Source organism: Streptococcus mitis (genome assembly GCF_000722695.1).
GTDB classification, from domain to species: domain Bacteria; phylum Bacillota; class Bacilli; order Lactobacillales; family Streptococcaceae; genus Streptococcus; species Streptococcus mitis_O.
In genome coordinates this window covers 133,024-157,805 of sequence record NZ_JPFU01000013.1, presented here as the reverse complement: position 1 = coordinate 157,805, position 24,782 = coordinate 133,024, and the positions used below count along the sequence as shown (strand labels likewise).

At 38.3% G+C, this 24,782-nt stretch carries 27 protein-coding genes; 20 read left to right on the top strand and 7 right to left on the bottom strand.

Annotation, left to right across the window (positions count from 1 at the left end):
* The first annotated feature begins 1 nt into the window (after position 1).
* The 11 genes from SK629_RS06080 (at position 2) to lacD (ending at position 9,559) form a co-directional block, all read left to right on the top strand.
* Entirely contained in the window at positions 2-730 is a 729-nt protein-coding gene (locus SK629_RS06080) for a metallophosphoesterase family protein (protein ID WP_042901043.1), read from the top strand.
* A 78-nt stretch (positions 731-808) separates the two neighbouring features.
* Positions 809-2,632: a translation elongation factor 4 gene (gene lepA / locus SK629_RS06075; RefSeq protein ID WP_042901042.1), complete on the top strand. Its 1,824-nt coding sequence runs from the start codon at positions 809-811 to the stop codon at positions 2,630-2,632.
* Positions 2,633-2,890: 258 nt separating this feature from the next.
* Complete coding sequence (locus SK629_RS06070) at positions 2,891-3,367, top strand: PTS sugar transporter subunit IIA (RefSeq protein WP_042901041.1); 477 nt, start codon at positions 2,891-2,893, stop codon at positions 3,365-3,367.
* 38 nt (positions 3,368-3,405) lie between these two features.
* Positions 3,406-3,711 (top strand): PTS sugar transporter subunit IIB, encoded by a 306-nt coding sequence (locus tag SK629_RS06065; protein ID WP_000590547.1) that lies wholly within the window; start codon positions 3,406-3,408, stop codon positions 3,709-3,711.
* A gap of 46 nt (positions 3,712-3,757) precedes the next feature.
* Positions 3,758-5,233 carry a PTS galactitol transporter subunit IIC gene (locus SK629_RS06060; protein ID WP_000338737.1) on the top strand — a complete coding sequence of 492 codons (1,476 nt, stop codon included), beginning with the start codon at positions 3,758-3,760 and terminating at the stop codon, positions 5,231-5,233.
* Between the two features lie 25 nt (positions 5,234-5,258).
* Positions 5,259-5,405: a hypothetical protein gene (locus SK629_RS12625; protein ID WP_080710230.1), complete on the top strand. Its 147-nt coding sequence runs from the start codon at positions 5,259-5,261 to the stop codon at positions 5,403-5,405.
* A 79-nt stretch (positions 5,406-5,484) separates the two neighbouring features.
* Positions 5,485-6,381 carry an aldose 1-epimerase family protein gene (locus SK629_RS11565; protein WP_080710229.1) on the top strand — a complete coding sequence of 299 codons (897 nt, stop codon included), beginning with the start codon at positions 5,485-5,487 and terminating at the stop codon, positions 6,379-6,381.
* 284 nt (positions 6,382-6,665) lie between these two features.
* On the top strand, positions 6,666-7,091 hold the full coding sequence (gene lacA / locus SK629_RS06050) for a galactose-6-phosphate isomerase subunit LacA (RefSeq protein ID WP_000029277.1): 426 nt from the start codon (positions 6,666-6,668) through the stop codon (positions 7,089-7,091).
* A gap of 30 nt (positions 7,092-7,121) precedes the next feature.
* Positions 7,122-7,637 carry a galactose-6-phosphate isomerase subunit LacB gene (lacB, locus tag SK629_RS06045; protein ID WP_001216918.1) on the top strand — a complete coding sequence of 172 codons (516 nt, stop codon included), beginning with the start codon at positions 7,122-7,124 and terminating at the stop codon, positions 7,635-7,637.
* Between the two features lie 10 nt (positions 7,638-7,647).
* Positions 7,648-8,577: a tagatose-6-phosphate kinase gene (locus SK629_RS06040; RefSeq protein WP_042901040.1), complete on the top strand. Its 930-nt coding sequence runs from the start codon at positions 7,648-7,650 to the stop codon at positions 8,575-8,577.
* A 1-nt stretch (position 8,578) separates the two neighbouring features.
* Positions 8,579-9,559 (top strand): tagatose-bisphosphate aldolase, encoded by a 981-nt coding sequence (gene lacD / locus SK629_RS06035; protein WP_001229115.1) that lies wholly within the window; start codon positions 8,579-8,581, stop codon positions 9,557-9,559.
* Positions 9,560-9,838: 279 nt separating this feature from the next.
* On the opposite strand, the gene lacB (SK629_RS06030) is transcribed toward lacD, so the two are convergent.
* The 3 genes from lacB (SK629_RS06030) to SK629_RS06020 all read right to left on the bottom strand — a co-directional run bounded on the left by lacB (SK629_RS06030) (position 9,839) and on the right by SK629_RS06020 (position 11,426).
* A complete protein-coding gene (lacB, locus tag SK629_RS06030; protein ID WP_042901039.1) occupies positions 9,839-10,357 on the bottom strand; it encodes a galactose-6-phosphate isomerase subunit LacB in 519 nt (172 codons plus the stop codon).
* An 11-nt stretch (positions 10,358-10,368) separates the two neighbouring features.
* Positions 10,369-10,797 carry a galactose-6-phosphate isomerase subunit LacA gene (gene lacA, locus SK629_RS06025; RefSeq protein ID WP_042901038.1) on the bottom strand — a complete coding sequence of 143 codons (429 nt, stop codon included), beginning with the start codon at positions 10,795-10,797 and terminating at the stop codon, positions 10,369-10,371.
* A 152-nt stretch (positions 10,798-10,949) separates the two neighbouring features.
* A complete protein-coding gene (locus SK629_RS06020) occupies positions 10,950-11,426 on the bottom strand; it encodes an RrF2 family transcriptional regulator (RefSeq protein ID WP_042901037.1) in 477 nt (158 codons plus the stop codon).
* A 195-nt stretch (positions 11,427-11,621) separates the two neighbouring features.
* Here SK629_RS06020 and SK629_RS06015 point away from each other — a divergent pair, with 195 nt between their 5' ends.
* From SK629_RS06015 to SK629_RS05975, 8 genes are all read left to right on the top strand, one after another.
* Positions 11,622-12,536, top strand: a complete 915-nt coding sequence (locus SK629_RS06015; RefSeq protein WP_042901036.1) for a DMT family transporter — start codon at positions 11,622-11,624, stop codon at positions 12,534-12,536.
* A gap of 3 nt (positions 12,537-12,539) precedes the next feature.
* The gene (locus tag SK629_RS11555; RefSeq protein WP_042901035.1) at positions 12,540-13,244 is read left to right on the top strand and encodes a methyltransferase domain-containing protein; all 705 of its coding nucleotides are present in this window, start codon (positions 12,540-12,542) and stop codon (positions 13,242-13,244) included.
* Positions 13,222-13,944 (top strand): class I SAM-dependent methyltransferase, encoded by a 723-nt coding sequence (locus SK629_RS06005; RefSeq protein ID WP_000379364.1) that lies wholly within the window; start codon positions 13,222-13,224, stop codon positions 13,942-13,944. The genes SK629_RS11555 and SK629_RS06005 overlap by 23 nt, the downstream gene beginning before the upstream one ends.
* 304 nt (positions 13,945-14,248) lie before the next feature.
* The gene (locus tag SK629_RS06000) at positions 14,249-15,085 is read left to right on the top strand and encodes a PRD domain-containing protein (protein WP_042901034.1); all 837 of its coding nucleotides are present in this window, start codon (positions 14,249-14,251) and stop codon (positions 15,083-15,085) included.
* 34 nt (positions 15,086-15,119) lie between these two features.
* Positions 15,120-15,437, top strand: coding sequence for a PTS lactose/cellobiose transporter subunit IIA (locus tag SK629_RS05995; RefSeq protein WP_001078323.1), 318 nt, complete (start codon positions 15,120-15,122; stop codon positions 15,435-15,437).
* Positions 15,437-17,128 (top strand): lactose-specific PTS transporter subunit EIIC, encoded by a 1,692-nt coding sequence (locus tag SK629_RS05990; protein WP_042901033.1) that lies wholly within the window; start codon positions 15,437-15,439, stop codon positions 17,126-17,128. The genes SK629_RS05995 and SK629_RS05990 overlap by 1 nt, the downstream gene beginning before the upstream one ends.
* 703 nt (positions 17,129-17,831) lie before the next feature.
* Positions 17,832-19,238: a 6-phospho-beta-galactosidase gene (gene lacG, locus SK629_RS05985; RefSeq protein ID WP_042901032.1), complete on the top strand. Its 1,407-nt coding sequence runs from the start codon at positions 17,832-17,834 to the stop codon at positions 19,236-19,238.
* 42 nt (positions 19,239-19,280) lie between these two features.
* A complete protein-coding gene (locus SK629_RS05975; RefSeq protein ID WP_080710227.1) occupies positions 19,281-19,538 on the top strand; it encodes a DUF3884 family protein in 258 nt (85 codons plus the stop codon).
* Positions 19,539-19,642: 104 nt separating this feature from the next.
* On the opposite strand, the gene SK629_RS05970 is transcribed toward SK629_RS05975, so the two are convergent.
* From SK629_RS05970 to nrdH, 4 genes are all read right to left on the bottom strand, one after another.
* A complete protein-coding gene (locus tag SK629_RS05970) occupies positions 19,643-20,410 on the bottom strand; it encodes a DeoR/GlpR family DNA-binding transcription regulator (RefSeq protein WP_042901030.1) in 768 nt (255 codons plus the stop codon).
* A 141-nt stretch (positions 20,411-20,551) separates the two neighbouring features.
* Positions 20,552-21,514: a class 1b ribonucleoside-diphosphate reductase subunit beta gene (nrdF, locus tag SK629_RS05965; RefSeq protein ID WP_000451386.1), complete on the bottom strand. Its 963-nt coding sequence runs from the start codon at positions 21,512-21,514 to the stop codon at positions 20,552-20,554.
* 194 nt (positions 21,515-21,708) lie between these two features.
* Positions 21,709-23,868, bottom strand: coding sequence for a class 1b ribonucleoside-diphosphate reductase subunit alpha (gene nrdE, locus SK629_RS05960; RefSeq protein WP_042901029.1), 2,160 nt, complete (start codon positions 23,866-23,868; stop codon positions 21,709-21,711).
* Between the two features lie 80 nt (positions 23,869-23,948).
* On the bottom strand, positions 23,949-24,167 hold the full coding sequence (nrdH, locus tag SK629_RS05955; RefSeq protein WP_000259240.1) for a glutaredoxin-like protein NrdH: 219 nt from the start codon (positions 24,165-24,167) through the stop codon (positions 23,949-23,951).
* A gap of 349 nt (positions 24,168-24,516) precedes the next feature.
* On the opposite strand from nrdH, the gene SK629_RS05950 reads away from it, so the two are divergent.
* Positions 24,517-24,780: a phosphocarrier protein HPr gene (locus tag SK629_RS05950; RefSeq protein ID WP_000146947.1), complete on the top strand. Its 264-nt coding sequence runs from the start codon at positions 24,517-24,519 to the stop codon at positions 24,778-24,780.
* Positions 24,781-24,782 lie beyond the last annotated feature (2 nt).

Genomic DNA, 24,782 nt, shown 5'->3' with positions numbered 1-24,782 from the left:
GATGACAGACTATTATGTAATTGGAGATGTTCACGGAAAAGCTGGGATGCTAGAAGACCTTCTCAAAACTTGGGATGGTCAGACCCAGTTGCTCTTTCTAGGGGATTTGATTGACCGCGGTGAAGATAGTCACCGTGTTCTTGAAATGGTTAAGGACTTGGTTGATAATCAAGGGGCGATCTGTTTGTCAGGAAATCATGAGTATATGTTTTTAACTTGGCTCGATGACCCAGAAGAAAGCTATGACCACTATCGTCGCAATGGTGGAGATACAACCATTAACTCTATCCTAGGTCGTCCCTTGGATGCACCAGTTGACGGAGTAGAAGATGCCAAGCGGGTGGCTACTGAAGCGGCAGATTTGGTCGAATTTATTCGTCAAATGCCATTTGTGGTAGAGACAGACAAGTATATCTTTGTTCATGCTGGTATTGATTTGACCTTGGACGACTGGCATGAAACTACAGATTATAAAAAAGTCTGGCTTAGAAAACCATTCCACGAAGCCGAAAATCATACTGGAAAAATCATTGTCTTTGGTCATACACCAGTCTATGGTTTGTTGAAGCAAGACCGAGGTACAGCTGAACTTTGGACTACAGAAGATAGCAAGATTGGCATGGACGGAGGAGCTGTTTATGGTGGTGTCCTTCATGGGATTGTCTTTACAGACCAAGGAATGACAGAACATCACTTTATCGAAAATGACGGCTTTGTCGCTGAAGATTAGTACTCCTAGCAGGGTATGGTCTTGTCAAAATATCAAAAACAATTTATAATAAATAGATACCCTGAAAGGAAGAGAATCATGAACTTAGAAGAATTGAAAAAACGACAGGAGAAGATCCGTAACTTCTCTATTATCGCCCATATTGACCATGGAAAATCGACTCTAGCAGACCGCATTTTGGAAAAGACGGAGACGGTTTCAAGTCGTGAAATGCAGGCTCAGCTTTTGGATAGCATGGATCTAGAACGGGAACGTGGGATTACCATTAAGTTGAATGCCATCGAGCTGAACTATACTGCAAAAGATGGGGAAACTTATATTTTCCACTTGATTGATACGCCAGGACACGTGGACTTTACTTATGAAGTTTCACGTTCGCTAGCTGCCTGTGAGGGGGCGATTTTGGTTGTCGATGCTGCCCAAGGGATTGAGGCTCAAACCCTTGCCAACGTGTATCTAGCCTTGGACAATGATTTGGAAATCATGCCAGTCATTAATAAGATTGACCTGCCGGCTGCAGATCCTGAGCGCGTGCGTACTGAGATTGAGGATGTGATTGGTTTGGATGCCAGTGAAGCAGTTTTAGCTTCTGCCAAGGCTGGTATCGGTATCGAAGAAATCCTCGAGCAAATCGTAGAAAAAGTGCCAGCCCCAACGGGTGATGTTGCAGCACCACTCAAAGCCTTGATTTTCGACTCTGTTTACGATGCTTATCGTGGGGTTATTCTCCAAGTTCGCGTTATGGATGGAGTGGTCAAGCCTGGCGATAAGATTCAGCTTATGAGCAATGGCAAGACCTTTGATGTGACCGAAGTCGGTATATTTACACCCAAAGCAGTTGGTCGTGATTTCCTTGCGACTGGTGACGTTGGTTATATTGCGGCTTCTATCAAGACGGTTCAGGATACTCGTGTGGGTGATACTGTTACCTTGGCAACCAATCCTGCGACAGAGCCATTACATGGTTACAAGCAGATGAATCCTATGGTCTTTGCGGGTCTCTATCCCATCGAATCAAACAAGTACAATGACCTTCGTGAAGCCCTTGAAAAATTGCAACTGAATGACGCTAGTCTTCAGTTTGAACCAGAAACATCTCAGGCCCTTGGATTTGGTTTCCGTTGTGGGTTCCTTGGTCTTCTTCATATGGATGTTATCCAAGAACGTTTGGAACGCGAGTTCAACATTGACCTTATCATGACAGCTCCATCCGTTATCTATAAGGTTAATTTGACCGACGGTGAGTCTATGGATGTCTCTAACCCATCTGAGTTTCCAGACCCAACTAAGATTGCGACCATTGAAGAGCCTTATGTTAAAGCGCAAATCATGGTACCGCAAGAGTTTGTTGGAGCAGTGATGGAGCTAGCTCAGCGTAAGCGTGGGGACTTTGTGACTATGGACTATATTGATGATAATCGTGTCAATGTTATCTATCAAATTCCACTTGCTGAAATCGTCTTTGACTTCTTTGATAAGCTTAAGTCTTCGACACGTGGTTATGCAAGCTTTGACTACGAATTGTCAGAGTATCGTCCGTCTAAGCTGGTGAAAATGGATATCCTTCTCAATGGAGACAAGGTGGATGCCCTCAGCTTTATCGTTCATAAGGACTTTGCCTACGAGCGTGGGAAACTTATCGTTGATAAGCTCAAGAAAATTATCCCTCGCCAACAATTTGAGGTGCCAATTCAAGCAGCTATTGGACACAAGATTGTGGCTCGTACTGATATCAAGGCCCTTCGTAAGAACGTACTTGCTAAGTGTTACGGTGGTGACGTTTCTCGTAAGCGTAAACTCCTTGAAAAACAAAAAGCTGGTAAGAAACGTATGAAAGCCATCGGATCAGTAGAAGTTCCACAAGAAGCTTTCCTCAGTGTCTTGAGCATGGATGAAGAATAGTTGTCATAATTGCTTTTCCTTGTTCACAGGAAATTTATATCAGAATCAATAGTAAAGCAGGCTTTAATGGTCTGTTTTTTTAGTTTCTAAAACAAAAAATATTTGCTGTGTTTGTTTATGTGTTTGTTTTAATAAGTCGAACTATAAAAACAACAAAAATATAAAAAAAGAGACAAAAAAGAACAGAAAATCATTGACAACGATTTCATATAGTGTTATACTTATAGCATAAAGTTAATGGAAAGAAGGGAAAACCTTATGGGATTAGATCATTTCTTTGACAAAAACCTTGTGTTTTGCTTAGAAGCGGATAATCAAGAACAACTCTTTGATCAGGTTGCAACTTTATTGGAAGAACGAAAAATCGTGACTCCAACCTATCGTGAAGCCTTGATCACGCGTGAAAAGTCATTTCCAACTGGCTTAGATATGGAATTTTTGGGTAAGGATTTGCCGAATGTGGCTATTCCTCATACAGATACGATTCATAATCTTGCCGAAAAAGTTGTGGTCGTTCGATTAGAAAAACCAGTGACTTTCCACAATATGATTGCGCCAGATAAGGAAGTAGAAGTATCCTTGCTCTTCTTTATCATTAATAACTCAAGTTCAAGTCAAACTAACATTCTTGCTCAGTTGATGGACTTCTTTACAGGAAATGGCCATTTGGAAGATTTGGCTAAAATTTCTGAACCAGAAGCTATCTATGCTTATATAGCTGAAGCAACTGCATAATCTTGTCTATTAAAAATATTAAATCGGAGGAAATCCATATGATTAAAATTCTTGCTGCCTGCGGTGCAGGTGTTAACTCAAGCCACCAAATTAAAAGTGCTCTTGAAGAAGAACTTTCAAACCGTGGTTTTGATGTTCACTGTGATGCGGTAATGGTCAAAGACGTTAATGAAGACCTTATCAAAGGTTATGACATTTTTACCCCAATTGCTGCAACAGATCTTGGTTTTGACCCAGGCATTCCAGTTATCGAAGCTGGACCAATCTTATTCCGTATCCCAGCTATGAGTGCTCCAGTATTTGACAACATTGAAGCAGCTATTAAAGAACACGGATTAAGCTAATTCTAATTTGTTAACATTCATATAACACAAAAAGGGAGGAACTGTTATGGATGCAATCTTTGGTCTAATCAAAGAATTTTTCACACCTATCTTAGATATGGGTGGACCTGTCATCATGTTAATCATTTTGACAGTATTGGCTTTACTTTTTGGAGTGAAATTCTCCAAAGCGCTTGAAGGTGGTATCAAACTTGCCATCGCTCTTACAGGTATCGGTGCCATCATCGGTATGCTAAATGGTGCTTTCTCAGCATCACTTGCAAAATTCGTTGAAAACACAGGTATTCAATTGAGTATCACTGACGTTGGTTGGGCACCACTTGCAACAATCACTTGGGGATCTGCTTGGACACTTTACTTCTTGCTCATCATGTTGATTGTCAACGTAGTAATGCTTGCTATGAAGAAAACAGATACACTTGATGTTGATATTTTCGATATCTGGCACTTGTCTATCACAGGTCTTTTGATTAAATGGTATGCAGACAACAACGGTGTGAGCCAAGGGGTTTCACTATTGATTGCTACAGCAGCTATCGTACTTGTTGGGGTTCTTAAAATCATCAACTCTGACTTGATGAAACCTACATTTGATGACCTTCTTAACGCACCAAGTTCATCACCAATGACATCAACTCACATGAACTACATGATGAACCCAGTTATCATGGTTTTGGATAAGATTTTTGAAAAATTCTTCCCAGGTCTTGATAAATATGACTTTGATGCTGCTAAATTGAACAAAAAAATCGGTTTCTGGGGATCTAAATTCTTTATCGGTTTCATTCTTGGTATTGTTATCGGTATTATGGGAACTCCACATCCAATTGCAGGGGTTGCAGATGCAGATAAATGGCGTCTTGTTATCAGAGGATGGTTGTCTCTTGGTTTGACTGCCGGTGTATCTTTGGAACTCTTCTCACTTATCGGTTCATGGTTCATCGCAGCCGTAGAACCACTATCACAAGGTATTACAAACGTTGCTACTAAACGTCTTCAAGGACGTAAATTCAACATCGGTCTTGACTGGCCATTCATCGCTGGTCGTGCTGAAATCTGGGCTTGTGCTAACGTACTTGCACCAATCATGTTGATTGAAGCTGTGCTTCTTTCAAAAGTTGGAAATGGTATCTTGCCACTTGCAGGTATCATCGCTATGGGTGTTACTCCAGCTCTCTTGGTTGTAACACGTGGTAAATTGCTCCGTATGATTATCTTCGGAACACTCTTGTTGCCACTCTTCCTTCTTTCAGGTACACTTATCGCACCATTTGCAACAGAACTTGCTAAAGGTGTAGGTGCCTTCCCAGCAGGTGTGAGCGAAACTCAATTGATCACTCACTCAACTCTTGAAGGACCAATCGAAAAACTTCTCGGTTGGACAATTGGTAACACTACAACTGGTGATATCAAAGCAATCCTTGGTGCTGTAGTCTTCCTTGTATTCTATATCGGTATCTTTGCTTGGTACAGAAAACAAATGATCAAACGTAACGAAGAGTACGCAGCAAAAGCAAAATAATGCGCTCCTATAAAATGTAAGCTCAATGAAAATCAAAGAGCAAACTAGAAAGCGAGTCGCAGGTTGCTCAAAACACAGTTTTGAGGTTGTAGATAAGACTGACGAAGTCAGTGATCATATCTACGGCAAGGCGACGCTGACGAAGTTTGAATTGGATTTTCGCAGAGTGTAAATTGTTGAAACTAGGTTGTCATACCTTCTAGGAGTGACAGCCTAGTTTTTTATAAACTATTAAGAAATCGGAGAAAATAATGGTAATTGAATTAAAATCAGAACAATTAAGAGTTCAATTTAACAGTTTTGGTGGGGCTCTTTCTTCTATAAAAGATGCTGAGGGACTGGAGTATTTGTGGCAAGGGGATGCTACTTATTGGAGTGGACAAGCTCCTGTTCTCTTCCCCATTTGTGGTTCTTTGAGAGAGGATACAGCCGTTTATATAGATGAGAAGGGGCAAGAAAGCAAAGGAAAGATTCCTCGTCATGGTTTGGTTCGTAAGAAAGAATTTGAATTAGTCGAACAGACAGACAAGAGTGTAACTTTTGCAATTGAGGACGATGAGAATAGCTATCAAAACTATCCTTATCATTTCCGACTAGAAATCACTTATATCCTTACAGGAAAGACAGTACGGACTCAATACAAAATTTTCAATAAAGAAACTAGTAAGGTCATGCCTTACTTTATTGGTGGACATCCAGGATTTAATTGTCCCTTAGTGGATGATGAAGTCTACGAAGATTACTATTTAGAGTTTGAGAAAGAAGAGACTTGCTCTGTTCCACGTCCTTTCCCAGAAACAGGCATGTTGGATTTCCAAGATAGAAGTCCATGGCTAGAGGGGCAAAAGGAATTAGATCTTAGTTATGATCTTTTCAGTACAGACGCAGTTACCTTAGATGAATTACAATCTAGAACAATTGCCCTTCGTTCTCGTAAACATGATAAGGGATTAAAAGTGCACTTTGCAGAGTTTTCAAATCTCATCATCTGGTCAACTTTGAATAAGGGCCCTTTCATTGCTTTTGAACCATGGTCTGGCTTGTCAACATCTCTTGAAGAAGGAAATCATCTAGAAGATAAGAAGAATGTTCGTCTCCTAGAACCTGGTCAAGTGGATCAAATTGGTTTTGATATCGAAATCTTTTAGATAAAAACCACAAAAACAAACATTAACTGTTGACTTTTTCGGGAAATAGGAGTATATTATGTTTGTAAGCAACAAATGATGTTTGTAACAAACAAATAATCGCTTGTTATATTCTCTTTCGTGGAGAAGGATTATTTCTAGGAAACTGGTTTCCTAAACTTGAATAAGGTGTCAGTCATCTCATTCAATCCAATTTGTCAATAAACTGCTAGAAAGCTTTTGTAGGTAAACTGCTAACTATAAAAGGTTTTACTAGCCTAGAAAAATAAAAAGGAGTATACAATATGTCTATTGTTATCGGTGCAGATGCTGCAGGTTTGAGATTGAAAGAAGTTGTGAAAGACTTCTTGGAAAAAGAAAACTTCCACGTTGTGGATGTTACAGCTGAAGGTCAAGACTTTGTTGATGTGACTCTTGCTGTTGCTGCAGAAGTAAACAAAGAAGAACAAAACCTTGGTATCGTGATTGATGCTTATGGAGCTGGTCCATTCATGGTTGCAACAAAAATCAAAGGAATGGTTGCTGCAGAAGTATCTGACGAACGTTCAGCTTATATGACTCGTGGCCACAACAACTCACGTATGATCACTATGGGTGCACAACTTGTTGGTGATGAATTGGCTAAAAACATCGCTAAAGGATTTGTTAACGGTAAATACGACGGTGGCCGTCACCAAATTCGTGTTGATATGTTGAACAAAATGTGTTAATTAGATTACAGTAAGAAAGGTAAGTTAAAAATGAGAATTGCAATTGGATGTGACCACATCGTAACAGATGAAAAAATGGCGGTTTCAGAATTTTTGAAATCAAAAGGATATGAAGTCATTGACTTTGGTACCTATGACCATACACGTACTCACTACCCAATCTTTGGTAAAAAAGTAGGTGAAGCTGTAACTAGCGGTCAAGCTGATCTTGGGGTATGTATCTGTGGTACTGGTGTTGGTATCAACAACGCTGTCAATAAAGTTCCTGGTGTTCGTTCTGCCTTGGTTCGTGATATGACAACAGCTCTTTATGCTAAAGAACAATTGAACGCTAACGTTATCGGTTTTGGTGGTAAAATTACTGGTGAATTGCTTATGTGTGATATCATCGAAGCTTTCATCCATGCTGAATACAAACCAACTGAAGAAAACAAAAAATTGATTGCGAAAATTGAACACGTTGAAAGTCATAATGCTCAACAAACAGACGCAAACTTCTTCACTGAATTCCTTGAAAAATGGGATCGCGGAGAATACCACGACTAAGAGGTGACCTATGATTTTAACAGTCACAATGAACCCATCCATCGATATTTCCTATCCCTTGGATGAGTTGAAGATTGATACTGTCAATCGTGTGGTGGATGTAACCAAAACGGCTGGTGGTAAAGGACTAAACGTTACTCGAGTGCTTTCAGAATTTGGGGATTCTGTTCTTGCTACTGGTTTAGTCGGTGGTAAACTTGGTGAATTTTTGGTTGAACATATCGATGATAAGGTTAAGAAAGATTTCTTCTCTATTCAGGGAGAAACTCGTAACTGTATCGCTATTCTCCACGGAGACAACCAAACAGAAGTTCTTGAAAAAGGTCCTGTAGTATTGGAACAAGAAGGACAAGACTTTTTGGAACATTTCAAAAAACTCTTGGGCTCAGTTGAAGTAGTAGCTATCTCAGGTAGTCTGCCAGCTGGCCTTCCAGTTGATTACTATGCGAGCTTGGTAGAACTTGCTAATCAAGCTGGCAAGCCTGTTGTCTTGGACTGCTCTGGTGCAGCACTTCAGGCGGTTCTTGAATCACCACATAAACCAACAGTCATCAAACCAAATAATGAGGAACTGTCTCAACTTCTAGGAAGAGAAGTTTCTGAGGATTTGGATGAATTAAAAGAAGTCCTTCAAGAACCTTTGTTTGCAGGGATTGAATGGATTATTGTTTCGCTTGGTGCCAACGGTGCCTTTGCCAAACATGGTGACACTTTCTACAAGGTAGATATTCCTAGAATTCAGGTAGTAAATCCTGTTGGATCTGGAGACTCTACTGTGGCAGGAATTTCTTCAGGACTTCTTCATAAAGAATCTGATGCAGAACTTTTAATCAAGGCAAATGTCCTTGGAATGCTTAATGCTCAAGAAAAAATAACTGGTCATGTCAACATGGCCAACTATCAAGCTCTATATGATCAATTAATAGTAAAAGAGGTATAAAATGGCTTTAACAGAACAAAAACGTGCACGCTTAGAAAAACTTTCTGATGAAAATGGTATCATCTCAGCTCTTGCATTTGACCAACGTGGTGCTTTGAAACGCCTCATGGCTCAACACCAAACAGAAGAACCAACTGTAGCTCAAATGGAAGAACTTAAAGTCTTGGTTGCAGATGAATTGACTAAATACGCTTCATCTATGCTTCTTGATCCTGAATATGGACTTCCAGCAACTAAAGCTCTTGATGAAAAAGCTGGTCTTCTTCTTGCTTATGAAAAAACTGGCTATGACACAACAAGCACAAAACGCTTGCCAGACTGCTTGGATGTTTGGTCTGCAAAACGTATTAAAGAAGAAGGTGCAGATGCAGTTAAATTCTTGCTTTACTATGATGTAGATAGTTCAGACGAACTCAACCAAGAAAAACAAGCTTACATCGAACGTATCGGTTCTGAGTGTGTGGCTGAAGATATCCCATTCTTCCTTGAAATCCTTGCTTACGATGAAAAAATTGCTGACGCTGGTTCTGTAGAATACGCTAAAGTAAAACCACACAAAGTTATCGGTGCTATGAAAGTCTTCTCAGACCCACGCTTTAACATTGATGTCTTGAAAGTAGAAGTTCCTGTTAACATTAAATATGTTGAAGGTTTCGCTGAAGGTGAAGTAGTTTATACACGTGAAGAAGCAGCAGCCTTCTTCAAAGCACAAGATGAAGCAACTAACTTGCCATATATCTACTTGAGTGCTGGTGTATCAGCTAAGCTCTTCCAAGATACTCTTGTATTTGCTCACGAATCAGGTGCAAACTTTAACGGAGTTCTTTGTGGTCGTGCTACATGGGCTGGATCAGTTGAAGCATACATCAAAGATGGTGAAGAAGCAGCTCGCGAATGGCTTCGCACAACTGGATTTGAAAACATTGACGAACTCAACAAAGTTCTTCAAACAACAGCAACTTCATGGAAAGAACGCGTGTAGCACTCAGATTGCGAAAAAAACTTCAGTCTAGGGATAGAAATATCTCTAGACTTTTTTTGATGAAATAAAAACAACCTTGAGTTAGTTATCCTCAAGGTTATACTCTTCGAAAATCTCTTCAAACCACGTCAGCGTCGACTTACCGTAGGTATGGTTACTGACTTCGTCAGTTCTATCCACAACCTCAAAGCAGTGCTTTGAGCAGCCCGCGGCTAGCTTCCTAGTTTGCTCTTTGATTTTTATTGAGTATTAGATAAAATATAGAAGGCGGAATACAAGTTAATCGTGATATTCTCCACGATCCCACTTGGCATTCTCTTCATCGAAGATATGATCATTGGCAGCTACATCTGGGCTCACTTCAGATAGTTTATCAATTTTCGCAATCAATTCCTCTTTTTCAGGACTTGGTTTGTACTTGGTATTGATAAATTCATCTACAATGTTGTTAATGAAATTGATACCTAGGATTGCACCACCGAAAGCAACAATATTAGCATTGAGATTTTCACGAGCGGAACGAGCAGTCGCAACATCTCCGACAAGTACAACTCGAGTTCCAGGAACTTTATCAGCAGATACAGCAATTCCAACACCTGTACCGCAAAGGGCGACTCCAAAGTCAGCCCGTCCATTGACGACCTCCTCTGCAATTAAGCGACCATAAATGAGATAGTGAGTACGGACGAAATCATAAGTACCAACATCAATGATTTCATGACCTTGTTCTTTTAGGTGTTTTGAAATCTTCATCTTCACATCTGTTACAATGTGATCACAACCGAGAGCAATTTTCATGGGAATACCTCCTAGCAGAGCTTGTTCAGCATATCAATGCGAACTTGGTGACGACCAGCATCATAGTTGTGCTCAAGAAAGGCTTTGACTATTTCAACTGCTAAAATATCACCTGTAATTCCAGAACCAATTGTAATGATTGGAGTAGAATTGTGTCGAATAGTCATCATGGCAGAGTGTTCATCGGAAACAGCGGCGCAGATAATACCTTTAAACTTATTAGCAGGCATAAAAGAATGTCCAAACTTGTCAAAAAGAATAGCACGAGCTTGCTTATATTTTCTAAACTCTATAATAGCATTGATAGTAGAATCAACGAAATCCGCAGAACCTTGTGTAGAGTTGAGGCCAATTACTTCATAACCAGAATGAAGCAGATAGTGTTTGACGGTTTCTTTCAGTTGGAAACCATCTTGGTCAGTAGCTAAAATAACTTTCATAAGAACCTTCTTTCTTTAGCTATCCAAAAGCATGCAATGAAATATCATTGTTGACGATATAGAAGATATATTATATCTTCAAATATAATATAGTCCTTGTAAAATTATTTGTCAAGGATTTATAAAAACTAGCTGAAGAATTTTTTCTCCAGCTAGTTTTGGCATTTATTGACCCAATTTCTGATATCGGTTAAATCATAGTTAATCTCAGCTTGATGGGCGACCTGGCTGAGTGTAATAGAAGTCAGGGTTGCAACTAAAGTGTTTTCAATAATATCAAGAGAGTTGGTTACGACGCATCTTTTAGCCTTTTTACTTTCCTCGTTGCCTAAGAATTTTTTTAGAAGATTTTGACTTTCAAAGATTCGATTTTTTCCTTCTATAGCTACAAATACATCGTAAAAGGTGATTTGGCTGAGGGGTTTAGAAAGAGCAACGCCTCCATTTTTCCCTCTAACGGATTTAACCAATCCTTCGTTGTCTAATAGTTTTATAATTTTTTTCAAATAAGAATCTGAAACTTCTAGCCGTTCACTCAAGGAAATTGTATTGATATATTTTCCTTCAGGGAGCTGATCTAACATGAGTAAGACATAGACTGACTGTTCCCAACCTGATGACAATCGCATGTTTGTACCTCCATATAAAAAGATAATCATTATCCACAATTACCAGTATAGCCTTTTTTTGTTTTTTTCTCAATACATAGGAGTTTAAAAAAATAATCTTGGAATTTTTTGATAAATCTCTTGACATTCATTTTTAAAAGAGTAGAATAAAAGACAAAAAATATCATCAATATCTTTTGAAAGAAGGGGAAATAAATGAAACGAGGTTCAAATTTTATTTTTTTGATTTCTATATTACTTACCACACTTTTTATGGGGTCGTCTTTTCCAACTGGGAAATATCTCATAGTAGTTGAAAAGACTCCTCCATTATTACTTGGGGGTGTTCGATTTATTATTGCTGGGTTAGTGATGTTGGTATTATCGTTTTTATTTGGCAAGGGAGGGACTATCATCCCTAAAAGTCAAGGTAGCAAGATAAAGGGGTTTATATTGGTTGTGACTATCGGGCTCTTACAGACAGCTGGAACCATGGGATTTCTTAATCTTGCCCTAGCTCATGATGTGTCATCATCGATGTCTTCCATTATCTTATTTACGAATCCTCTTTGGTTAGCTTTCTTAGCACATTTTTTGTTAAAAGATACATTGACTATTCAGAAGATAAGTGCCTTAATATTAGGTGTGGCTGGAGTTGTTACTTGTATTGGACTAGATGTATCTGCGTTTAGTTTAGGTGCTTTGTTTGCTTTACTTGGTTCATTTTGTTGGTCAATCAATACAGTTGTCACCAAGAAAATTCCTTTTGATAACGGTCCATGGATATTTACAGCTTGGCAATTGTTATTAGGTGGGGTATTCCTTTACTTATTCTCAATACCTGTGCATGAAAGTTATAACTTTCTAAATTTAGGATTTTGGGGCTGGGTTTGGTTTATATGGTTAATTATTCCTGCGTCTGTTGGTTCGTTTGGACTGTGGTTTTATAGTCTAGGACAAAGGGGAGCAACAGTAGCTAGCAGTTTCTTGTTTTTAGTTCCAGTATTTTCAACTATCTTTTCTATTATGGGCTTACATGAGCCGTTTACATTAAATTTGGTTCTTGGGGGTTCGATGGTTGTGTTAGCATTGGTATTAGTAAACTGGAAAGTCAAGGGAGAAGAGAAGTAGTCTATGGAAGTTGGAAATGATATTGTTATTCAAAATGGAACACAATGGAGTTTTGGTAATGGTGTAGCTCAACATTTTGATGAGCATGTTAGACAATCCATTCCTTTATATGATGAAGGACATGACCTTGTTTGTCATCTAAGCGATTTTTTTATTCGTGACCATTCCTTATGTTATGAGCTAGGCTCCGCAACGGGTAACCTGATTGGTAAATTATACCAGCGTCACAAGTCTAAAAAAGAAGTTCGTTTTATCGGGATAGAAGAGATTCCAGAAATGAATCAGGTGGCACAATCAAAATTTCCTGAGCTTGAATTTATAACAAGCTCCGTGGAGGAAGCCAGGTTAGAACCCAGCGATTTAATTATTAGCTATTATTTTCTTCAGTTTATTCTTCCAGACAAGAGAATAAAGATTTTATCAAAAATATATGAATCTTTAGTTGAAGGTGGAGCATTTATTCTATTTGAGAAAGAAATCATGACAGATCCGAAGGTAAATAAGTTGATAGTTTCCAATTATATTAAATTCAAGCAAGAACATGGATTTAGTCCAGAAGAAATTCTATCTAAGCAATTGAGCTTGGAGGGAGTTATGATTAACCACACTCATGCTGAAAATAAAGAAATGTTAAAGAGTACTGGATTTCATCATGTAGAAACGATAATGAGATATGGAGAGTTCAATGGATACATTTGTTTTAAATGAAGATAATCACAAGAAATGGGAAGAATTACATGCCCAATCATCAAAAACAGAGACACGCTTAGTTCCTAATGATGCAGTTCAAAAGATTTTTTCTTTGAGAAATCAAATCGTTACTCAAAACGATGAGTGCAGGGTATTAGAAGTTGGTTGTGGTTTTGGAAGGAATCTTTACTATTTAATTGAAAATCATTATGCTGATACTTATTGTGGTGTAGATTTAACAAAGGAGGCCGCTGATAGTGCAAAACAATTATTGACTAAGTCATTTCCACAATTTAATTGTCATATAACACAGACAGATGTAGGTAAAGGTTTAGATTTTCCTGACAACCATTTCGATTCTATATTTGATATAATGTCTGCGATTACATTTATAGTTGATGAAAAAGATAGACAAAACTATTTTTCAGAGGTGAAAAGGGTGTTGAAAGCAGGAGGAATGTATTATTTTTATTGTCCACGGAAAGATGGAATTTTCCGAGATGCAATTCCTGATAATTCTTTACTAGAAAAAGGTTATATACGTAGAAAACTAGATTCAATGTTAGAAAGAGTTTATACAGAAAGTGAGTTAATTGAATTATTGGCTCCTATGCGTCTTGTAAAATTAGAAATCGGTTCAAAACATACTAGAGCTTTTGGTGATGAGTTATTTATTAGGAATAATGGATTTTGGTTTGGAGCTTTCAAAAAAATATAGAGTTATTAGTACACTTGTTTTTAAATTGAGATGAAATTTTCTGAATTATAAACACTTGTTTTCTTAATTTTGTTTATGATTTTATTTTTTGATAAAAGAATACTCAAAAAAATAAAAAAGTTCTTCGTAAGGGTTTACAAATTATCAGCATTATGATAGAATACAGTTACAAGTTAATACAAGGTGAGTGTTACTAAGTAATATTAGGCATGATCACAGGTGAATTAGAAATCGGATGATTTTCTAGTTCATTTGTGGTCATTTTTTGTACTCATATACCTTTAAGATATAAAAGGAGGTTGACATGTATCGAATTCTAAATCCAATGAATCACAATGTCTCGCTTGTCAGAAATGATAAAGGAGAAGAAGTGATTGTAATTGGTAAGGGGATTGCATTTGGAAAGAAGAAGGGAGATTTGATTGCTGAACATCAGGTTGAGAAAATCTTTCGGATGAAGACCGAAGAGTCAAGAGAAAATTTTATGGCTCTCCTCAAAGATGTTCCGCTTGATTTTATCACAGTGACCTATGAAATCATTGATAAGCTATCAAAGAAATATCATTATCCAATTCAAGAGTATCTCTACGTAACCTTGACAGATCATATTTACTGTTCTTATCAAGCTCTAGCACAAGGAAGGTACAAGGATAGTAATTTGCCAGATATTTCTGTCAAGTATCCTGTCGCTTTTCAAATCGCAAACGAAGCTTTCGAAATTTACCGCCAGAAGCTAGCAGATCATTTTCCTGAGGACGAAATTATTCGGATTGCTTATCATTTCATCAATGCTGAGGGTGAGAATGAAGTCCAAATGGTTGAATCGATTGATAAGAGGAAAGAAATTCTCAGGAATGTTGAGGAAGTGCTAAAGGGTTATGCAATTCAACGAACCAAAGAGAATAATCATTTCTATGATCGCTTTATGATTCATCTGAATTATTTCTTGGATTATTTGGATAGATCTAGAGATGATAACCAATCTCTTCTTGATATGGAAGATCATATTAAACAATCCTATCCAAAAGCGTTCGAGATTGGTTCCAAGATCTATGATGTGATTACGCAACATACGGGTCTTGATTTGTATAAAAGTGAACGAGTTTATCTAGTTCTACATATCCAACGTTTATTGTCATAAAAATTTATTTAAACTATATAAGGAGAATTCTATCATGAATAGAGAAGAAGTAACATTGTTAGGTTTTGAAATCGTAGCCTATGCTGGCGATGCTCGTTCAAAACTATTGGAAGCCTTGAAGGCTGCTGAAGCTGGTGATTTTGCAAAAGCGGATAGCTTAGTTGAGGAAGCTGGTTCTTGTATTGCAGAGGCTCACCACGCGCAAACAAGTCTATTGACCAAGGAAGCAGCTGGCGAGGATTTGGCTTATAGTGTAACCATGATGCATGGCCAAGACCACTTGATGACAACTATCTTGTTAAAAGATTTGATGCACCATTTAATTGAACTCTACAAGAGAGGAGTTAAATAATGAATAAACTAATTGCATTTATTGAGAAAGGAAAGCCTTTCTTTGAGAAGCTATCTCGTAATATCTATCTTCGTGCTATTCGTGATGGTTTCATTGCAGGTATGCCTGTTATTCTCTTCTCAAGTATTTTTATATTGATTGCTTTTGTACCAAACTCATGGGGCTTTAAATGGTCTGATGAAGTTGTAGCCTTTCTGATGAAACCTTACAGCTATTCAATGGGGATTCTGGCTCTCTTGGTAGCTGGTACAACGGCTAAGTCATTGACCGACTCAGTAAACCGTAGCATGGAGAAAACAAATCAAATCAACTATATGTCAACACTATTGGCAGCAATTGTTGGTTTGTTAATGTTGGCAGCTGATCCGATTGAAGGTGGCTTTGCAACAGGATTCCTTGGAACAAAAGGTTTGCTTTCAGCCTTCCTTGCTGCCTTTGTTACTGTAGCCATCTATAAGGTTTGTGTTAAGAACAACGTCACTATTCGTATGCCTGACGAAGTTCCACCAAATATATCACAAGTCTTTAAAGACGTTATTCCATTTACACTTTCTGTCGTTTCGCTCTACGCGCTTGACCTTCTTGCTCGTCAATTCGCTGGTGCAAGTGTAGCTGAAGCAATTGGTAAATTCTTTGCTCCTCTATTCTCAGCAGCTGATGGCTATCTAGGTATTACCATTATCTTTGGTGCCTTTGCCTTCTTCTGGTTTGTTGGGATTCACGGTCCATCTATTGTTGAACCTGCTATCGCAGCAATTACCTATGCCAATGCCGAAGTCAACTTGAACCTTCTCCAACAAGGTATGCACGCTGACAAGATTCTTACTTCTGGTACACAAATGTTTATCGTTACCATGGGTGGTACTGGTGCGACACTGGTTGTTCCATTCATGTTCATGTGGTTAACAAAATCAAAACGTAACCGTGCAATCGGACGTGCTTCGGTAGTTCCAACCTTCTTTGGTGTCAACGAACCAATCTTGTTTGGTGCACCACTTGTATTGAACCCAATCTTCTTCATTCCATTTGTCTTTGCTCCTATCGCAAACGTATGGATATTCAAATTCTTTATTGAAACACTTGGAATGAACTCATTTACTGCTAACCTACCATGGACAACTCCAGCTCCATTAGGTCTAGTTCTTGGTACGAACTTCCAAGTTCTATCATTCATTCTTGCTGCCCTTCTAATCGTGGTTGACGTAATCATTTACTATCCATTCCTTAAAGTATATGATGAACAAATTCTCGAAGAAGAGCGTTCAGGTAAGTCTAATGATGAATTAAAAGAAAAAGTTGCTGCAAACTTCAACACTGCAAAAGCAGATGCTATTCTTGAAAAAGCAGGTGTAGAAGCAGCACAAAATACCATCACTAAAGAAACAAATGTCCTCGTTCTCTGTGCCGGTGGAGGGACAAGTGGACTTCTTGCAAATGCTTTGAACAAGGCAGCAGCAGAGTACAATGTTCCTGTGAAAGCAGCAGCAGGTGGCTATGGTGCTCACCGTGAAATGTTACCAGAGTTTGATCTAGTTATCCTTGCTCCTCAAGTTGCTTCAAACTTTGAAGATATGAAAGCAGAAACTGATAAACTCGATATTAAACTTGCGAAAACAGAGGGTGCTCAATACATCAAACTAACTCGTGATGGAAAAGGTGCTCTAGCATTTGTACAAGCTCAATTCGATTAACGATAGGGACTGTGAAACAGTCTCCTATCGTTACGGAAATCGCTATGGCGAATTTCCTAATCGCCTTATTAATTCGTCGGTAAAAAGATATCGTTTTTACCTCCTCATGTCACAATTCGATTAATAATAGGGACTCTGAAATAGTCTTCTATCGTTACGGAAATCGCTATGGCGAATTTCCTAATCGCCTTATTAATTCGTCGGTAAAAAGATATCGTTTTTACCTCCTCATGTCACAATTCGATTAATAATAGGGACTCTGAAATAGTCTTCTATCGTTACGGAAATCGCTATGGCGAATTTCCTAATCGCCTTGTTAATTCGTCGGTAAAAAGATACCGTTTTTACCTCCTCATGTCACAATTCGATTAATAATAGGGACTATGAAATAGTTTCCTCTCGTTACGGAAATCGCTATGGCGAATTTCCTAATCGCCTTATTAATTCGTCGGTAAAAAGATATCGTTTTTACCTTCTCATGTCACAATTCGATTAACGATAGGGACTATGAAATAGTTTCCTCTCGTTACGGAAATCGCTATGGCGAATTTCCTAATCGCCTTGTTAATTCGTCGGTAAAAAGATATTGTTTTTACCTTCTCATGTCACAATTTGGTGACTTAGTATAAGAAGTGAGATGGAGAATAAAGCCTCACTAGCCTCCTCTCCATCTTATTTCTTTTTTAATTAAAAGGAGAATTATATGTCAAAAACATTACCAAAAGACTTTATTTTCGGTGGCGCAACAGCTGCTTATCAAGCAGAAGGTGCTACACATACTGATGGAAAAGGACCAGTTGCGTGGGATAAATATCTTGAAGATAACTATTGGTACACTGCCGAACCAGCCAGTGATTTTTACAATCGATATCCAGTTGACCTCAAGCTAGCAGAAGAGTATGGTGTCAATGGCATTCGAATTTCTATTGCTTGGTCACGTATTTTCCCAACAGGCTACGGTCAAGTAAATGCTAAAGGTGTTGAATTCTATCATAATTTATTTGCAGAGTGTCACAAACGTCATGTTGAGCCCTTTGTAACTCTTCATCACTTTGACACACCAGAAGCTCTCCACTCAAATGGCGACTTCTTAAACCGTGAAAATATTGAACACTTTGTAGACTACGCTGCCTTCTGTTTTGAAGAATTTCCAGAAGTAAACTATTGGACAACCTTTAATGAAATTGGACCAATCGGTGATGGTCAATATTTAGTTGGTAAATTCCCTCCAGGTATTCAGTATGACCTTGCCAAAGTCTTCCAATCGCACCACAATATGATGGTTTCTCATGCGCGTGCTGTAAAGCTATATAAAGATAAAGGATATAAAGGTGAAATTGGTGTTGTTCACGCTCTGCCGACCAAGTATCCTTTGGATCCTAAAAATCCAGCAGATGTTCGCGCTGCTGAATTGGAAGATATCATCCACAATAAATTTATCTTGGATGCAACTTATCTAGGTCACTATTCAGCTGAAACGATGGAAGGTGTCAACCATATCTTATCAGTCAATGGTGGTAGCTTGGATCTTCGTGAAGAAGATTTCACAGCATTAGAAGTTGCGAAAGACTTGAACGACTTCCTTGGAATTAATTACTATATGAGTGACTGGATGGAAGCATTTGATGGAGAAACTGAAATTATTCATAATGGTAAGGGTGAGAAAGGAAGCTCTAAATACCAAATCAAAGGTGTTGGTCGTCGTGTAGCTCCTGACTATGTACCACGTACGGATTGGGATTGGATTATCTACCCTCAAGGTTTGTATGACCAAATCATGCGCGTGAAGAAAGATTATCCGAACTACAAGAAGATTTACATCACTGAAAATGGTCTCGGCTATAAAGACGAGTTCGTTGATAATACTGTTTACGATGATGGCCGTATTGATTATGTCAAACAACACTTAGAGGTCTTGTCTGATGCTATTGCAGATGGAGCTAATGTAAAAGGCTACTTCATTTGGTCATTGATGGACGTCTTCTCATGGTCAAACGGTTATGAGAAACGTTACGGTCTCTTCTATGTAGACTTTGAAACTCAAGAACGTTATCCTAAGAAATCAGCTCATTGGTACAAGAAAGTAGCAGAAAGTCAGATTATAGACTAGTAGAATTAGTCATTAGATATAGAATTTTAGTGAGGCCAAAAGATGTTCAAAGATTTTATCCAATCTATTTATGAAAAAGTTTATATTATAAATTTCGAAAAATGTTCTCAAATACCGTGTTTGACTAATGAGGAGCTGAAAAATCTTGGGAAATGGTATGTCTCTACCGGTAAAGAATGGATTTGCCATTCAGACTATGAGCTGGAAGAATTTAAAAATTTGTTTTTAAATTTTATCAATCCTGAAGAACGGGATAATATCTCCTTTGATTCAGATTTTATGCCGTTTCAACAATCATAAAGAATCTAGGAAACTCTTTGTAAAAATCTTCATCAAAAAATGCGTCATATCAAGATTCTTATTTTCTTGATATGACGCATTTTATTTTTTATCAATCCTCAGTTTCATGGTTTAGAAAGGATAATTTTTGTTTGTTTTGAAAGTTGGTCGAAGGTTTCTTTGCTCAGTTTAGAGTCTGAAACGATGGTATCAATATCAGAGATATTGTAGAAGGTGTAAAAATCAAATTTATTGAACTTACTATTGTCAGCTAGTAAGTATTTTTTATTGGAATTGTTGAGGGCGATGCGTTGAGATTCACCTTCCTCTTCACTAAAGGTCGCAATCGCATTGTCTTTAATACCATTACAGCTAACGAAGGCTTTAGAAAATTGGAGATTGGCCAAGTTTTGCAAGGTTAGTGTTCCGACAAAGGCTCCAGTGATAGAGCGATAGTTTCCACCAATTAAAATCAAATCTGTTAGTTTTCGTTCGTTTAGGATGAGAAAAACTGGTAAACTGTTTGTTACAACACGAATATTATCGATTGGAAGTTCACGGGCAAAAGATTCCAAGGTTGTACCTGGGCCAATAAAAATAGTTTCACCTTCGTCAATTAAATGACCTGCAAAACGGCTGATTTCTTGTTTTTCTGCAATCTGTAAGCTTTGTTTTTCAATATTGGAACGTTCATTGTTTAAAATAGAACCTGTGCGAATTTTTTCAGCTCCACCGTGAACTCGAACAAGTAGATCCTTGTCTGCCAACTCTTGCAAGTAGCGTCTAGCAGTCATATCTGATACATCCAAGCGAGCCATGATTTCTTTTACAGTAATAGTTCCTTTTGTATTTACCGTTTCTAGAATATTATCTAGTTTTTCCTGCTTTAACATCCTTATCACCTCTATTTCTATTACTATTTTATCATAAAGTATTCAATCAATCAATTTAAAAAACAAAAGAAAACAAAAACAAAAATATCATGGTTGTTTTAAACAAACCATGATATTGATATCGCTTGTGAAATTGTTGACTTAGTCCAAACCGTAGTTGTAGTCATCGTCTTGCATGGCTTCAACTTCACCAAGAAGGTAACCATTTCCGACTTGAGAGAAGAAGTCGTGGTTGGATGTTCCTGTTGAAATACCGTTCATAACGATTGGGTTGACATCATCAGCTGAATCTGGGAAGAGTGGATCTTGTCCCAGGTTCATGAGAGCTTTGTTAGCATTGTAGCGAAGGAAGGTTTTAACTTCTTCCGTCCAACCAACACCGTCATAGAGGCTTTCTGTGTAGCCTTCTTCGTTTTCATAAAGAGTGTAGAGCAGGTCGTACATCCATTCTTTGAGTTTTTCTTGCTCTTCTTCAGGTAATTCATTGAAACCGAGTTGGAATTTATATCCGATGTAGGTTCCGTGAACAGACTCATCACGAATGATCAATTTAATGATTTCCGCAACGTTGGCTAGTTTGTTGTTACCAAGATAGTAGAGGGGAGTAAAGAAACCTGAATAGAAGAGGAAGGTTTCAAGGAAGACACTAGCAACTTTCTTTTCAAGTGGGCTACCGTTTAGGTAGATTTCGTTGACAATTTCAGCCTTCTTTTGTAGGTAAGGATTGGTATTGGTCCATTCGAAAATTTCTTCAATCTCAGCCTTAGTATTCAAGGTAGAGAAGATTGATGAGTAAGATTTAGCGTGAACAGATTCCATAAATTGGATGTTATTGAAAACAGCTTCTTCATGTGGTGTACGGATGTCCGCGCGAAGGGCTTGAACCCCAGTTTCAGATTGCATAGTGTCGAGAAGGGTTAAACCACCAAAGACTTTTCCAACCAAGTCTTTTTCTACATTTGATAGCTTTCTCCAGTCATCCAAGTCATTTGACAAAGGAATACGTGTATCAAGCCAGAATTGCTCCGTCAATTTTTCCCAAGTTGATTTATCGATGACATCTTCGATGGCATTCCAGTTAATGGCTTTGTAGTAAGTTTCCATTTGAAATCTCTTTCTGTATTTAGTATTGTGATTTCACAATTACCTCTATTTTATCATAAATCTAGAGGAGTATTGTACAAAAAGTCGGAAGACCGACTTTTTTGTTTTTCCATAGTATAGATGCTTATTCCTGTTTAGTTTAGCAGGGTGAATGAATCACTAATTTGAGAAAATGTAGTTTCCTCAAGAAAAGATTAAATCACACAGCTTTCACACTGGTTGGCACCGACTTCTCCACCATCATCTGTAAAGGTACGGACGTAGTAGATAGACTTGATGCCCTTGTTAAAGGCATAGTTGCGAAGGATAGACAAGTCACGTGTCGTTTGTTTGTTTTCTTTCTTCCATTCGTAAAGTCCTTTTGGAATGTCACTACGCATGAAGAGGGTAAGTGAAAGTCCTTGGTCCACGTGCTCAGTTGCAGCAGCGTAAACATCAATCACCTTACGCATATCCATGTCGTAGGCAGAAGTGTAGTAAGGAATGGTTTCTGTTGACAAGCCAGCAGCAGGGTAGTAGATTTTACCGATTTTCTTCTCTTGGCGTTCTTCAATACGTTGCGTAATTGGGTGGATAGAGGCAGAAACATCGTTGATGTAGCTGATAGAACCATTTGGCGCTACAGCAAGGCGGTTTTGGTGGTAAAGTCCATCTGCTTGAACCTTGTCACGAAGTTCAGCCCAGTCAGCAGCACTTGGGATAAAGACATCTTTGAAGAGTTCTTTAACGCGGTCTGATTTTGGAACAAACTCGCCTGTAATATACTTGTCAAAGTAGCTTCCCTTAGCATAGTCTGATTTTTCAAAGTTGTGGAAGGTGATACCACGCTCACGCGCGATATTATTTGACTCAACCAAAGTCCAGTAGTTCATAAGCATAAAGTAGATGCTTGTAAATTCAACAGACTCAGGCGATCCATATTCAATCAATTGTTGGGCAAGGTAGCTGTGAAGTCCCATTGCACCAAGACCAAAGGTGTGAGCTTGGCTATTTCCATGGTCAATCGTAGGTACAGCTACGATGTGTGAACTATCTGTAACAAAAGTAAGGGCACGAACCATAGCACGGATAGAACGACCAAAATCAGGTGAAGTCATCATGTTAACCACGTTGGTTGAACCAAGGTTACATGAAACGTCCGTTCCCATTTGAAGGAATTCTTGAGCATCGTTGATCAAGCTTGGTTCTTGGACTTGAAGAATCTCAGAACACAAGTTACTCATGATAATTTTTCCATCAACAGGGTTTGCACGATTAGCCGTATCAATGTTGACTACATAAGGGTAGCCAGACTCTTGTTGCAATTTAGAGATTTCAGTTTCCAAATCACGCGCCTTGATTTTTGTCTTGCGGATATTTGGATTTGCGACTAGTTCATCGTATTTTTCAGTGATATCGATGTAGTTAAACGGCACACCGTATTCAAGTTCTACAGAATATGGGCTGAAGAGGTACATTTCTTCATTTTTACGCGCCAATTCGTAGAATTTATCGGGTACTACAACACCAAGTGAAAGGGTCTTTACACGAACTTTTTCATCAGCGTTTTCTTTCTTAGTTGAAAGGAAGGCGATGATATCTGGGTGAAAGACATTGAGGTAAACAACCCCAGCACCTTGACGTTGACCCAATTGGTTAGAGTAAGAGAAGCTGTCTTCGAAGAGTTTCATGACTGGTACGACACCAGAAGCTGCTCCTTCGTAGCCTTTGATAGGTGCACCAGCTTCACGAAGATTGCTAAGGGTAATCCCCACACCACCACCGATACGTGAAAGTTGAAGAGCTGAGTTGATAGAACGTCCGATAGAGTTCATATCATCAGTTACTTGGATCAGGAAGCAAGATACTAACTCCCCACGGCGAGCACGTCCAGCATTCAAGAAGGAAGGAGTAGCAGGTTGGTAGCGTTGGTGGATGATTTCATTGGCAATATCGATTGCAATAGCTTCATCACCGTCAGCAAAATAAAGGGCGTTGAAGAAGACACGGTCTTCCATACTTTCAAGGTAATATTCACCGTCGTTGGTCTTCAAGGCATATTGATTGTAAAATTTATAAGCAGCCATGAATGATTTGAATTGGAAGCTTTGGTCTTTGATAAATTGAGACAATTCTTCCAAAAACTCTGGACGGTATTTCTTGATAAAGGCTATTTCGATGTAGTTGTGTTCAATGAGGTAGTTGATTTTATCCTTGATTGAATCAAAAACCATAGTGTTTGGAACTACATTTTCTTTAAAGAAAGCATCCAAGGCTTCCTTATCTTTATGAAGCATGATTTGTCCATTGACAGGACGGTTGATTTCGTTATTGAGACGGAAGTAAGTCACGTCTTCAAGATGTTTTAATCCCATAAAATTTCCCTTATCTAATTACAAAAGAAAGGCCTCTAAGTTAGCCCTAGAAGCAGTTTCTTCTGGATGATGTACTAAGATTATGCTAATTGTTTCAATTTTCCTGGTTGGAAACCTGAAAAGACTTCAGTTGGTGTTTGGATAACAGGAGCTGCGCTGAAACCGAGCTCTTTAACTTGATCGATGTACTCAGGTTGCTCATCAAGATTGATTTCACGATAAGCGACATTATTACTGTCCAAGAAACGCTTGGTCATTTTACATTGGACACAGTTGTTTTTAGAATAAACGGTTACCATTGTGTAACTCCTCTTTAAAATTTAATTCTATCCTAGTATATCAGAAAATAAATTTTTGTCAATGATTTAAAACTAAATATAGTGGTCTATTTTTATGCTCAAGCTCACAAAACACAATATGTAGTGTTTGTTTTGTGAAATAGTGATAATTATCCTATGATTTGTTTTTTGAAAAACTATATCCTGTGTTTTGCCATCTAGGATAGAAGATTTTCAGCAAGTTATCTGAAAGGAAATCGAATAAATCCCATAAAATGCTTGAAAAAAATCCTAGAAGATGATATAATACCAAATTGTAAGGGTTATCACATATAACTCAAAAAAGAAAGAACAAAAGGAGAGTCAAACTATGGCTTCTAAAGATTTCCACGTAGTGGCAGAAACAGGTATTCACGCACGTCCAGCAACATTGTTGGTACAAACTGCTAGCAAATTTGCTTCAGATATCACTCTTGAGTACAAAGGTAAATCAGTTAACCTTAAATCAATCATGGGTGTTATGAGTCTTGGTGTTGGCCAAGGTGCTGACGTAACTATCTCAGCTGAAGGTGCAGATGCAGATGATGCTATCGCTGCAATCTCAGAAACAATGGAAAAAGAAGGATTGGCATAAGG